This is a genomic window from Pseudomonas sp. LBUM1679 (assembly GCF_059695565.1).
In genome coordinates this window covers 2,437,396-2,450,097 of record NZ_CP166774.1, presented here as the reverse complement: position 1 = coordinate 2,450,097, position 12,702 = coordinate 2,437,396, and the positions used below count along the sequence as shown (strand labels likewise).

The window sequence follows — 12,702 nt, the reverse complement described above, 5'->3', positions numbered from 1 at the left end:
TGGCCGCTAAAAATGGGAATGGGAGTGGACCGGGGTACGTTCGAGGGCGCTCGCCGTCGCTATTTGACCGTGGCGATCAGCTCGACAGCCGGAGCCCGCTCACGGGCGATGATGCGTTCCAGCACTCGCCTGGACTGCACGCCACCGGCATCGATATTGAGCTTGAGCAAGTTGCGCTCAGGGTTGGCCAGCAGGTTTTTCTGCTGTTGCTCAAGCATGTCCAGATCTTCGCTGAAGATCTTTCCCTGGCCCTCACGGATGCTCGCGGTCAGCGCTTCGTCATGCGGATTGAAGTTGCGTGCCATACCCCAGAAGTACCAGATCGAGTTGTCGGTTTCTGGTGTAATGAAGTCGACCACGATGCTCGCGGCTTTGTGTTGCGACGCTGCGTTGTAACCACCCTTGCCGGCGTGAGCCACCCCCACTTCGATCAATACGTGACTGGGCGGGCTGAAGCGGCAGATCTGCCAACGGTCCACCGGCACGTCGTCGGCCAGGTTGTTACCCCGCAGGGCCATGCGCCAGAACGGCGGCGCCATGATGTTTTCCATGTGCCGTGCGGTGACGACTTCGTCACCCTGAACCGTGGTGACCGGCGCCGCTTCATCGATCTCCTTCTGGCCAATGCTTGAAGCGTGCACGTAGGTTTCGTGGGTGAGGTCCATCAGGTTATCGATCATCAGGCGATAGTCGCAGCCGATATGGAACAGCCCACCGCCATAGGCCCACTGATCGCTGACAGCCCATTCCAGATGATGGATCAGCGCAGGATCGGCCTTGTCCTGCTCCCCGGGCCAGACCCAGATAAAACCGTAACGCTCTTCAACGGCGAACGTCTTGTTGCACGGAAAGCCCCGTACCCGCTGACCCGGCATTTCGACGGTCTTGCCGTCACACCCCATCACCAGGCCGTGGTAGCCGCAGACCAGATTGCCGTTCTCGACATACCCAAGCGATAGGGGGGCGCCGCGATGCGGGCAAAAATCCTCGACGGCGGCAACACGCCCTTCATGGCCGCGATAGAAAACGATTTTCTCACCGCATATTTGCCGCCCCAGGGGCTTCTCAGCAATCTCGTCGGGAGTACAGGCGACATACCAGGTGTTCTTCGGATACATGGGAATCTCCAGGCCAGGTTTATTTTTATGGATCCATTTGATCGATTTTAACCCAGAGAAGTCAAGCTTTTTTGCCTATAACAACTATTAATGGATCCATTGACACTTTTTGCGGCGCTTCAAACCTGTGCATTGATCCACAATCAACTGCTGGCGACCAAAACTGCCTGCTCGGCCGTTAGCAGCCTGTCCGACCGACAGCAATCGACCAGGAAGCGGACATGGAAGGTTTGTCGCTGAAATCGCACTACTCTCCACCAGAGCAGCAAAAAATTTGAGCGCGCCGCTCGCCGCAGTTCGAACGGGCTGCTTGCCATGGCGGGTGCGTTACTCGCATGCGGCGCGAGCGTTCCCGACGACGGCAGGAATGCCAAGGTGATGCGATGCGTAATTTTCCCTCATGAACCATTTCGCTGTCGGACTGATCGCCTTCGTCGCTATCTTCGGTGGCGCTCTTATTGGCATATTTGCTGCGCGGGCTCTGCCCGAGCATCACCTCAGCAATGAGTCGCGCAATGCGATTTCCGTTTCGGCGGCGATTGTCGGCACACTTTCGGCCTTGGTGCTCGGCCTGATGATCTCGACGGCGAACAGTTCGTTCTCGACACGGTCGAATGAAGTATCCAGGATCGCCGTCGACATCGTCCGCATCAACCGCGTAATACAGCGTTACGGACCAGAGGCAGAAGATGTCCGCGTTAAGCTGCGCAATTACGCGAGTGCGAAAATGCAGGAGTTGTTCCCGGCGTCGGGAGAACCATCACAGTCAACCGAAGCGACTGTGCGGATGATGGAGGCGACACAAGAATCGATTCTATTGCTTGTGCCGACTGATCCGAGACAGCGCTGGCTGCGCTCGCAGGCACTCACGCTTTCGGACAATGTGTTACAGGCGCGCTGGCTGCTAGCGGAACAGCGTGCCAGCAACATTCCGATTCCGTTCCTGATCCTGCTGATCTTTTGGCTTAGCCTTGTTTTTGCCAGCTTCGGCTTGTTCGCACCTCGCCATGCCACGACTATCGCCATTTTCTGCCTCTGTTCGGTTGCGGTTTCGGGAGGCATCATAATGATTCTGGAGCTGGACTCGCCCTTCTCCGGCCTCGTCCATGTCTCCGGCGAGCCGATGCGCCAAGCGCTGTCCGAGATCATTCGCTGATCAATGAGTCGAGGATGGAGTACACATTCAGCCTCGAAGGCATCGGTTTATCTCACCGTCTTTTAAAAGGAAATGAGACAGCGCCGGGATCAGCACCAACGCCCCGACCATGTTCCAGATAAACATGAACGTCAGCAGGATGCCCATGTCGGCCTGGAACTTGATCGGCGACCAGGCCCAGGTAATCACGCCAGCGGCCAGGGTGATGCCGACCAATGCCACGACTTTGCCGGTAAACGCCACGGCGTTGCGATAGGCCTCGGTCAAAGACAACCCGGCACGTTGCTGCGCCAATTGCACGCTCAGCAGGTACAACGCGTAATCCACGCCAATCCCCACACCGAGGGCGATCACCGGCAACGTGGCGACTTTCACCCCCATGCCCAGCCAGACCATCAACGCTTCGCAAAGAATCGAGGTCAGCATCAACGGCACTACCGCCACGACCACTGCACGCCAACTGCGAAAAGTGATGAAACACAACACGATCACGGCGCCGTACACGTACAACAACATAGTCCGATTGGCATCCCGCACAACGATGTTGGTCGCCGCTTCGATCCCGGCACTGCCGGCGGCGAGCATGAACTGGCGTTCGCCGTTGCTGTGTTCGCGGGCAAAGGTTTCGGCCACTTGCACCACGCGGTCGAGGGTTTCGGCCTTGTGATCGGACAGGTACGCCACGATCGGCATCATCGAACAATCGTTGTTGAACAGATCAGGACTACTGACCGAAGCCTGCTGCGCACCGTAATTCAGCACGTTCTGGTTGCGCGCGATGGTCAGCCACTTCGGGTTGCCTTCGTAGGAGCCAGCAGTGATCTGCCGCACCGCATTGACCAGCGATACGGTAGTTTGTACGCCGGGCTGTTGCTGCAGCAGCCAGCCCAGGCGATCGGCCTCCACCAGGGTTTCGTATTTCAGGCAGCCTTCGCTGGGGGTCTTGAGCATGATCGCGAACTGGTCGCTGGACAGCGAGTAGTTGGCGGTGATGTAGGCGTTATCGCGGTTATAACGCGAGTCGGAGCGCAGTTCCGGAGCACCGGGATCGAGGTCGCCGATCTTCAGATGATGGCTGACAACAATCCCGCCCACCGCCAACAGGCCCGCCACCGTTACAGCGATTGTCGCCCAACGACGCTCGGTGAACTTGTCCAGGAAACTCCAGAGCGCGCCCATGCCTTTGCCGCGCAGTTCTTGATTCTCTGCACGCAGGCTACGCTCGGCCGCTTTGCGACTCACCCCCCAATAAGACAGCAACACCGGCAGCAGCACCAGGTTGGTAAAAATCAGCACCGCGACGCCGATGCTGGCGGTGATCGCCAGGTCCTGGATCACCGGAATGTCGATCAGCATCAACACCGCAAAACCCACGGCATCCGCCAGCAGTGCGGTGAGGCCGGCGAGGAACAGACGGCGGAAGGTGTAGCGCGCCGCGACCAGTTGATGAGTGCCACGCCCGACGTCCTGCATGATCCCGTTCATCTTCTGCGCGCCGTGGGACACGCCGATGGCGAATACCAGGAACGGCACCAGAATCGAGAACGGGTCCAGGGCAAAGCCAAACAGTGCGACCAACCCCAATTGCCAAACCACCGCGATGACCGAACAGAGGATCACCAGTGCCGTACTGCGCACACAACGGGTGAAGTAAAAGATGATCGCCGTGGCAATCAGCGCAGCGGCGCCGAAATACAACATCACCTGCATCAGGCCATCGATCAGGTCGCCGACCAGTTTGGCAAAGCCAATCACGCGGATCTTGATCGGGCCCTTGCCCTCCTCCGCGGCAACACGAACAGCACCGTCGAACTCGTATTTGTTGCGCAGTTTCTCTTCCAGGGTCTTCGAGAACTGGTGGTAGTCGATGCCTTGCCCCGTAACCGGGTCTTTCTCCAGCAGCGGCACGAAGATCATGCTCGACTTGAAGTTGTTGCCGATCAGGCTGCCGACAATACCCGAACGGGCAATGTTCTGACGTAGCTGCTGCACACTCTGCGCCGAGCCGTCATAGGAATCGGGCATCACCGGGCCGCCCTGGAAGCCTTGCTCGGTCACTTCGGTCCAGCGTACCGCCGGGGTCCACAGCGACTTCATCCAGGCCCGGTCGACGCCCGGGGTCACGAACAGTTCGTCGTTGATCTCCTTCAAGGCATCCAGATAGCGAGGGTCGAAAATGTCGCCGTTGCTGCTCTCCACCACCACCCGCACCGCGTTGCCCAGACCGCGCAGGGCCTGACGGTTTTCCAGGTAGTTTTTGATGAAGGGCTGGCTCTGGGGAATCATCTTTTCGAAGCTGGCATTGAGCGTCAGCCGGGTCGTGGCGAAAAAGCTCAGCGCCACCGTCACCAGCAGGCAGGCCAGTACCACCATTAGGCGGTTGTTGAAAATCAGCCGTTCCAGGGCATTGCCGGAGCGGGCGTCGAAGCCCTTCAGCTCACGGATGACCGGCATTGTTTCGAGTTCGTAGTGACCCATCATGGTGTTCTCTATGTAGTGCCGGGCTTATTCGAGAGGCAACTGCCGCAGGCCACGGGTGCCCGCAAGCACCAACGAACCCGTGCTGGAAACCTGCGCGGCGGCGACCGGGGCCAGTGTGGTGTGCGGCTGGAGTTGAAAACTTGCACCGTCGTCGGTGCTGACCAAAACATGACCGGCCTGGCTGACCAGCACGATCCGGCCATCGGCGGTGACACTGCTGGCCGTAACGCTCAGGGGCAGGCCGAGGTCGATCTTGTTCCAGCTCATTGCGCCATCGGTGCTGCGAAAGACGTTGCCGCGCAGACCGAACACCAACACTGCACCGGGTTTGCCGGTAATGCCGAAAAAAGTGCCGTTGTAGGGCGTGGGAGTCGCGTGGAAGCGACCGCTCGCGCGGTCCAGTTTCATGACCAGGCCTTGCTCGCCGACGACAAACAAATCATCCCCCACCGGCCGCAGTGCATAGAGATTCAGCACGCTGGGGTTGTCGGTGCGTTCGAGCAATGGCGTCCACTCGAGACCGCCGTTGTCCGTGCGAAAAATCAAGTTGAACGCGCCGACGATGTAGCCGACTTGATCGTTTTCGAACCAGACATCGAGGAAGGGTTTATCGGCGCCCTCCTCAACCATGCGTTGAGCGTCGCTGACCCGTGCTTGCAGGTCCGCATCATCCGGTTGTTTGGCGAGTTGCTGCTGGTAGTACTCGAGCATGATCGGACCGACCTGACGTCCGTCCAGTTGCCGGCCCCAGCTCTGGCCCGCGTCGCTGCTGTGCAGGACCACGCCATCGTGCCCTACCGCCCAGCCTTGTTGTGGGTTCGGAAAGTGCACGGCGACCAGGTCGGAACTGACCGGCACCTGCGCCTGCTGCCAATGTTGGCCGGCATCATCGGAATACAAAATGTGCCCGCGCTGGCCTACGGCAATCAGCCGCTCGCCGGCCCGGGTCAATCCGGTTAACGTCGCCCGGGCAGCCAGCTCGCTGCGTATCGCAGGCGTGTCGAGTACATCGGCAAACTCGCCGGCAATCACTGGCCGGGTAAACGGAACGGCCATCGCTGCCGTCAGCGCGGTCAGCAGAAACCACTTGGTCATCGTCATTATTATTATCTCGGGTGCACACCACTGTTCCCTGTAGGAGCCGCCTTCGGTAGCTCCTACAGGGTTGTGGGGTTTTAACGGATACCGGTACCGGCCAGCGACTCAGCAGACCATTGGGCCTTGGACAGTGGGTCGATGTACTTGAGGCCGCCGTAAGGACCGTAGAAACCGTTCACGTTGTAAGCGCCGGAAACCAGGTCGTAGAGCATGTGGTTGATGGTGTCCGGGGCCTGCACGTCGTAGCTGTAAGTCAGGTGCGAGAAGCCGCCGCGGTAGAGCTGGCCACGGCCGTCATACTCGTCGGACGCCAGTGCGATCCAGCTGTCTTCGTCGAGGTAGAAGGTGCGTTTGCTGTAGATGTGGCGTTTGCCCGGTTTCAGCGTGGCCTCGACCACCCATACCCGGTGCAGTTCCCAACGCAGCAGGTCGGGGTTGACGTGATTGGCTTTCATCACATCGGCCGCGTCCTTGTGGTAGCTCAGCTTGTAGGTGTTGTACGGCACGTACAGTTCTTTCTTGCCGACCAGTTTGAAGTCGTAACGGTCCATCGCGCCGTTGAACAGAAACGCGTCATCGTAGGTCGCGGCGCCGACAGTACCCGGGTTTGGCGTGTCGTAAGCCAGGTCCGGCGCGAGTTTCACCCGACGTTGCCCCGGCAGGTATTGCCAGGCGCGACGCGGCTGTTTCAGCGGGTTGACCGAGTCCATCAGCAACAACGCTTCACCGGCACGCCGGGCCGGCCCGGAGTAAGCCAGTTTGATTTTGTAGAACACCTCATCGGCCGATACCGGGCCAACCGGGCGTGCCGGCGAGTACAGCGGGTATTCGATGAAGAAGTTACCGGTGGAACTCAAGGAGGCAGCGCCGGAGGAGTCAACGTTCCAGGAGTCGTACTTGTTGGTCATGGCCACGCCTTGATAACGCAGCAAGTGGTTCCACATCGCTTCGTTACCGTCGGCCGGGATCGGGAACGGCACGCCCGGCAGCACGTTTTCCAGGCTCAGGCCACCGTCGGTGGTCTTGGCGGTCACGGCGTTTTTCGCGGTGTTATCGAGCACACTTTTAGGCAGTGCAACGCTGCGGTGAGTCGGGTACACGTCGAGGCGATAGGATGGATAACGCGTGAGCAACGCCTGGGCTGTCGCGGTGAGTTTGTCTTTCTGCTCGGCAAGGTTTTTTGTGGTGATGACCAGGCGCGGCTTCTCGGCGTCGAACGGGTCCGGACGGAACGCGTCGCCGGTTTTGAACCCGGCCGGGATCGCGGTCAGGCCGCCGGCATACGCCGGAATGCTGCCATCGGCGTTGGCGGCTTTATCAGCGCCGACCGCGGTCAGGCTGGTACCGAGTTTAGCGGCCTGATCGGCGCTGACTGCCGCATGGGCTGAACCTGCGACGGTCAGCGCCAGGGCGCTGGCCAATACTGATTTGACGAATTTCATAGGGTGTCTCCTGTTGACTCACAGCTCTTGGATCAGAGGGTGGTTTTAAAAGTGAAAGTGACCATGCCGCGATCCTTGAGCTGGGCCACGGTACCGGCAAACGCAGTGGTCTGACCGGGAACGCAGTTGTACTGACCATTGGCGCCCGGAGCGGCACCGTCGCCCCGAGCCCCGGCACTGCCGGCGGAGTCGCAGGTGTCGAAGTCGCCGAAGTTGTCGACGTATTTGAGGTCGAAGCGGTATTGACTGCGCACGTCCATGCCGACGCCGACCGAGTAGCTGCCGGTGCCTTTGTTGCCGCCCAGTTGCACGGAGGACTGCCCTGCAAGGCCGACGTTGTAGCTGACCGGCAGGGACATATCGATGCCGGGGAACACCTGGTACCAGGTCGGGTTGAAGTTCATGCCGAGGATGTAGTTGTCCTTGGAGACCTTGTCGACGCCGTGATACCAGTCCTCGCCCTTGAACAATTGCTTGTTCTCGGTCACGTCCAGCCAGCGGCTATAGCCGAGTTCGACCAGCAACGTGGAGGAATCCCAGAGCGGGGTATCGCCGAAGGTGGTCAGGCCGTTGAGCACCGCGTGCACGGTGTTGCCGCGAGCCACGCCATTGTCGCCATCGAAGCTGTCGATAAAACCGGGGGCCTTCGCCGCGCCCAAGGTCGGGTTGACGGTGGCCGGCACGCTGGACAGCGGCATGTTGTGGCGATAGTTGAGGTCGAAACCGACGCTCACGCCTGCGATGCTTTTGGCCAGGCTGAAGCCATAGACGTCGATGTCATCGACGTAGAACTGGTTGTAACTGCCGGCGTTGCCCGAGATCAGCTGAGCCGGGCCGACCGCAGTCGGTTGCAGCACCAGATTGGGCAGGATGTCCGAGGTTTTGCGGTAGTAGAGGCCCAGGGTACCGTCGAGCCACGCCGGACTCCACTTGGCCATCAGGCCGAAGTCACCGTGGTTGTCCGGGGTGTAAGTGTGGCCATTGGTGAGTCGCAGGAACTGATTGGCACCCAACGGACCGGGCGTACCGAAAAGAGGATTCTGTGCGGCGATCAGCGACAGGTTGTGGCCGCCGTTCTGTATGCCGTCGTTGAAGCCCAGGTACGTGCCCGACTCCGGCAGTCGTGCGGCGTCCCAGTCGAGGAAGTACTGCGCGGCCAGGGTCAGTTCCTGGTTGACAGTGAAACTGGTTGATAGCTGATTACGCGGGATGAACAGTTCCTTGGCTTCGGTGCCCGGCACGGCGAGTGCCTTGGACAAATCCAGACCCGACTGGCCGTAACTGTTGCCGTGGGCGAAGGCCAGTACGCTTTCACCCCAGTACAAGGTGTGCTTGCCTGCCTTGCCACTCAGCAGCGATTCGTCGCCGATCTCGGTGCTGCCGAAGACAAAGGCGTCGAGGATCTCCGCGGACGGACCGTTGTAATAACGGTCGGCATAGCCACTCTGGTGCCGCGAATCGGGCGTGCCATTATTGAGTTGATTGGTCGCTGCGTTATCGCTACCGATATCGTCATAGGCATGGTCGTACCAGCTGTTGGCACTGACCCGAAAGCCCATCTGTTTTTTGTACACCACGTCCAGCTCCGACAAGACGTCGAGACGTTGGGCGACGGGACTGCCGGAGGAAAAATTGCGATCGCCGTCGTTGTTGTTCCACGCGTTGGCCAGCTTGCTGTTCGGGGCTTCGACGCGCTGGGCGTAGTTGAACTTCAAGGTGTTGTCGAAACGAACCGACACGTCCTCATTCCCCGTATCGAACTCGAACGCCTGCACAGGCGTCATTCCCAAGCCGGCGAGAACCGCCGAGGCCAGAAGCCCGCGCCGCAGATTTGTTTGGCAGATCTTATTGTTGTTATTCATCTAGCGTGCTCGCCTTCTCTGTGGTTTCACGAAAAGTCATTCAAGAAAAAATGCCGCGTCTGGCTGTGCGCCCTGCTCTATGGAGCGCATGCCGGATCGGTCGAGGCTGTTGTATCGCGAGCGGTGGGTGGGTCGCCGGTCAATTGCGCCAAATCATCGGTCAGCGCAACGTGAGCGCGAAAAAGCGTCGGGGCTGTTCTGCCTGGACTGGTGAACGGGCGCTATTGACCGGTCCAGGTCTGGCATGGGCTGTACAACAACAGGTGAACGCCACGGCCTGCTGCCGACCCACATCCCTGACCTGAAAACAGAGCCCATGAAAAAGACCCTTCCTGTTCTGCTGTTACCGACGTTGCTGGCGAGTCTGATCAGCCAATCCGCCCTGGCCCTTGTCGAGCCGAAATCCGCCGAGCCAGCCACCGTGGCGGCCAATGCGGCGACCCGTCAGATATTGCTCAACATGAATGGGCAAAGTGATGCCGACATCAATCGCGGCTTCATCGCCAGCATCCCGGACGCCGAGACACTGACTGCCGATGGCAAAGTGATCTACAGCCTCAAGGGCTATGAATTCCTCAAGCCTGTTGCCGGTCCGGCCACTGTCAACCCAAGCCTGTGGCTGCAAGCGCGCAAGTCCATGGCCACCGGTTTGTACAAGGTCACCGAGGGTTTCTATCAGGTGCGCGGGTTTGACATAGCCAACATGACTATCATCGAGGGCAAGACCGGTCTGATCATCATCGACCCGTTGATGACTGTCGAAACCGCACGCGCGGCGTTGAATCTGTACTACGAACACCGGCCGAAAAAACCGGTGCTGGCAGTGATCTACAACCACAGTCACGTCGACCACTACGGTGGCGTCAAAGGCATCGTTGATGAGGCGGATGTCAAGGCCGGCAAGGTGCAGATCATCGCGCCAGTGGGCTTCATGGACCACGCAATTGCCGAAAACGTCATGGCCGGCAACGCCATGAGCCGTCGCAGCGAATACCAGTTCGGCACCACCCTGCCCCGTGGCGATCGCGGTCAACTGGACCTCGGCGGGGCGAAGGCGCTGCCCAACGGCACCATCACCCTGATCCCGCCAACCCGTGAGATCAGCCAGCCGATCGAGAAGCTGGAAATCGACGGCGTCGAGATCATCAACATGCTCACGCCGGGCACCGAAGCGCCGGCGGAGATGGTTCACTACTTCCCGCAGCACAAGGTGCTGGACACCGGCGAACTGGCCTTGCAGACGCAGCACCAGCTGCTGACTCTGCGCGGCGCGGAAATCCGTGACAGCCAGTCCTGGGCCAAGTACCTCAACGAGGCACTCCAACGTTTTGGGGCGGACACCGACATCCTCGTTGGCCAGCACACCTGGCCGGTGTTCGGTAAGCAGCAGGTGAACAGTTACCTGAGCAAACAGCGTGATCTCTACAAATGGTTGCACGACCAGTCTTTGCGTCTGGTAAACAAGGGCTACAAACCGGTGGAGATCGCTGAGTTCATGCGTCAAAACGTGCCGTCGAGCCTGGCCAATGAATGGTTCGCCCGTGGTTACTACGGTTCGGTGCAGCGCAACGCCAAGGCGGTTTATCAGCAATACATGGGCTGGTACGACGCCAACCCGGCCAACATGGACGCCTTGAGCAACGCCGATTACGGGCGCAAGTTTGTCGCGTACGCCGGTGGTGCCGATGCGCTGCTCGCTCGCGCTGAGACTGACTACAAAGCCGGGGAATACCGTTGGGTGTCCCAGGCCATGAGTCATCTGGTCGACGCCGAGCCCGCCAATCAACCGGCACTGGAGCTGTTTGCCGATGCCCTTGAACAACTCGGTTATCAGGCCGAATCGGCGGTGGAACGCAACAGCTACCTGACCGGCGCCATGGAACTGCGCAGTGGCGGCAAAAAAGTCCCGTCACCGCTGCGCACCGCCAGTCCCGACACTATTCGCGCACTGTCCATCGAGAACATCTTCGACCTGCTCGGAGTGCGCCTCAACGGGCCAAAAGCCGAGGGCAAGCACATCGTGATGAACTGGAATTTCAGTGACAGCGGCAAGCACTACCTGCTCAACCTGGAAAACTCGGCGCTGACCTACTCCGCCGACCGCAGCGCACCGACCCCGGACGCCACACTCACGCTGAACCGCGACACCCTGAACGCGATCATGACCCAGCAACTGACACCGCAGCAGGCGATCCAGAACGGTCAACTGAAAATCGAAGGCAACCCCCAGGCCTTCGGCGGCCTGCTCGGCTTGATGGACAGCTTCTCACCGAACTTCGAAGTCATCCTGCCCAACCCGCCCGCCCAATAACACCGCCCCCTTGTAGGGGGGGTGATTTCATCCCTGGGAACGGAAGTCTGTGGGCGACAGTCCGGTCCAGCGTTTGAAGGCGCGGGTGAAGTTGCTGGTGTCGCTGAACCCCAGCAAAAAGGTGATTTCAGTCACCGGGCGCGACGCCTGGCTCAGGTAACTGCACGCCAGTTCCTTGCGAGTGTCATCCAGCAATTGCTGAAAGTTCGTCCCACGTTGGGAAAGCTTGAGCTGCAGCTTGGTCGGGCTCATGCACAACGCGCTGGCGACCTTGTCCCGGGTGCAATCGCCGTCAGGAAGGAACTCGATAATCTTCTGAGTCACGCCGGTGATCACATCGCTTTTGTCCAGCCGCGCCAGGTAACTGATGATGATGTTGTCATTGACCTGAGCCAGTTCCGGGCAGGAACCACTGAGTACCTGCGTAAGGTCAGCCTTGCCGAAGACCAGCAGCCCAGATTCCTGACTGAACAGCACCGAAGAGCGGAACAGCGCCTCATAAGGTTCAGCACCCTCGTGGGGCATGGGGCGATGCATCTCCACCCTCAGGGCGCAGAACTCCTGCTTGTAGATCAACCGCATGGTGCGAATCAGAAAACCGAAAAACGCATCCTCTGTCTCGCTGCTGAGTTCGACCAGATACTCGAATCGCAACAGGACCTGCTCATCAACCTGGCTGACACTGATCTTGGCGACCTGTGAGACCAGCCGGAAGTACCGCTCCAGGCGTCGGCAAAAATCCATCAGGGTGCCACTGGCCGCCAAGGAATAGCCCAAGGCATGCAAGTGAGTCAGATGAATATGCTTGGCCACGGTCAGGCCGAAATACGGGTTGTTGGTCACATCGACGCAGGCCCGGAACAACCGGGTCATGGTGGCGGCCGGCAGGCGGGTCATCGGATCGGTCGACAGGTCCGGCGGGATGCCCATGGCGCTGAAAATCCGTTTGCTGTCCACACCACTGGCGTCCAGCGCCCGGGCGATGGCCACGGTGTAGCTGCCGATGGTGGTGGGCTGTAACGCTTCTTCACGCAACAGTGCGTCGGTGCCGGGCGTATCCATTTTCGAACCTGACATTGGCCTGCCTGATAGAGATGCGAAAACCGATACTCGCTCCCGGGATGCGCCCCGGTCAATCACTGGCTCAGGGCTTGTCCCGGATGTTCCGGTGCTTGGCGCGATAGTCACCTGTCCCAGTGACCGTCGAATTGACTCAATTGACCAGTAGCGCCCC

8 protein-coding genes are annotated in these 12,702 nt (G+C 59.7%); 2 read left to right on the top strand and 6 right to left on the bottom strand.

Annotation, left to right across the window (positions count from 1 at the left end; translation table 11 throughout):
- Positions 1–59: 59 nt before the first annotated feature.
- Positions 60–1,118, bottom strand: coding sequence for a Rieske 2Fe-2S domain-containing protein (locus tag ACA062_RS11320; protein WP_497456434.1), 1,059 nt, complete (start codon positions 1,116–1,118; stop codon positions 60–62).
- A 400-nt stretch (positions 1,119–1,518) separates the two neighbouring features.
- Between ACA062_RS11320 and ACA062_RS11315 the strand changes: the two genes are divergently transcribed.
- Positions 1,519–2,274, top strand: a complete 756-nt coding sequence (locus ACA062_RS11315) for a bestrophin-like domain (protein ID WP_497456433.1) — start codon at positions 1,519–1,521, stop codon at positions 2,272–2,274.
- A 27-nt stretch (positions 2,275–2,301) separates the two neighbouring features.
- Here the strand turns inward: ACA062_RS11315 and ACA062_RS11310 are convergent, their stop codons facing one another.
- From ACA062_RS11310 to ACA062_RS11295, 4 genes are all read right to left on the bottom strand, one after another.
- Positions 2,302–4,752, bottom strand: coding sequence for an efflux RND transporter permease subunit (locus tag ACA062_RS11310; RefSeq protein ID WP_497457400.1), 2,451 nt, complete (start codon positions 4,750–4,752; stop codon positions 2,302–2,304).
- A 27-nt stretch (positions 4,753–4,779) separates the two neighbouring features.
- Complete coding sequence (locus ACA062_RS11305; protein WP_497456432.1) at positions 4,780–5,856, bottom strand: WD40/YVTN/BNR-like repeat-containing protein; 1,077 nt, start codon at positions 5,854–5,856, stop codon at positions 4,780–4,782.
- 74 nt (positions 5,857–5,930) lie between these two features.
- Positions 5,931–7,295: a DUF1329 domain-containing protein gene (locus tag ACA062_RS11300; protein WP_497456431.1), complete on the bottom strand. Its 1,365-nt coding sequence runs from the start codon at positions 7,293–7,295 to the stop codon at positions 5,931–5,933.
- A gap of 32 nt (positions 7,296–7,327) precedes the next feature.
- Positions 7,328–9,157 carry a DUF1302 domain-containing protein gene (locus ACA062_RS11295; RefSeq protein ID WP_497456430.1) on the bottom strand — a complete coding sequence of 610 codons (1,830 nt, stop codon included), beginning with the start codon at positions 9,155–9,157 and terminating at the stop codon, positions 7,328–7,330.
- 316 nt (positions 9,158–9,473) lie between these two features.
- Between ACA062_RS11295 and ACA062_RS11290 the strand changes: the two genes are divergently transcribed.
- On the top strand, positions 9,474–11,468 hold the full coding sequence (locus ACA062_RS11290; protein ID WP_497456429.1) for an alkyl/aryl-sulfatase: 1,995 nt from the start codon (positions 9,474–9,476) through the stop codon (positions 11,466–11,468).
- Positions 11,469–11,495: 27 nt separating this feature from the next.
- Here ACA062_RS11290 and ACA062_RS11285 read toward each other — a convergent pair whose 3' ends face one another.
- Positions 11,496–12,545, bottom strand: a complete 1,050-nt coding sequence (locus tag ACA062_RS11285; RefSeq protein WP_497456428.1) for an AraC family transcriptional regulator — start codon at positions 12,543–12,545, stop codon at positions 11,496–11,498.
- Positions 12,546–12,702 lie beyond the last annotated feature (157 nt).

Coding starts and splice junctions, on each gene's coding strand:
- ACA062_RS11320 (WP_497456434.1), bottom strand. CDS start 1,118: ATGTATCCGAAGAACACCTGGTATGTCGCCTGTACTCCCGACGAGATT.
- ACA062_RS11315 (WP_497456433.1), top strand. CDS start 1,519: ATGAACCATTTCGCTGTCGGACTGATCGCCTTCGTCGCTATCTTCGGT.
- ACA062_RS11310 (WP_497457400.1), bottom strand. CDS start 4,752: ATGGGTCACTACGAACTCGAAACAATGCCGGTCATCCGTGAGCTGAAG.
- ACA062_RS11305 (WP_497456432.1), bottom strand. CDS start 5,856: ATGACGATGACCAAGTGGTTTCTGCTGACCGCGCTGACGGCAGCGATG.
- ACA062_RS11300 (WP_497456431.1), bottom strand. CDS start 7,295: ATGAAATTCGTCAAATCAGTATTGGCCAGCGCCCTGGCGCTGACCGTC.
- ACA062_RS11295 (WP_497456430.1), bottom strand. CDS start 9,157: ATGAATAACAACAATAAGATCTGCCAAACAAATCTGCGGCGCGGGCTT.
- ACA062_RS11290 (WP_497456429.1), top strand. CDS start 9,474: ATGAAAAAGACCCTTCCTGTTCTGCTGTTACCGACGTTGCTGGCGAGT.
- ACA062_RS11285 (WP_497456428.1), bottom strand. CDS start 12,545: ATGTCAGGTTCGAAAATGGATACGCCCGGCACCGACGCACTGTTGCGT.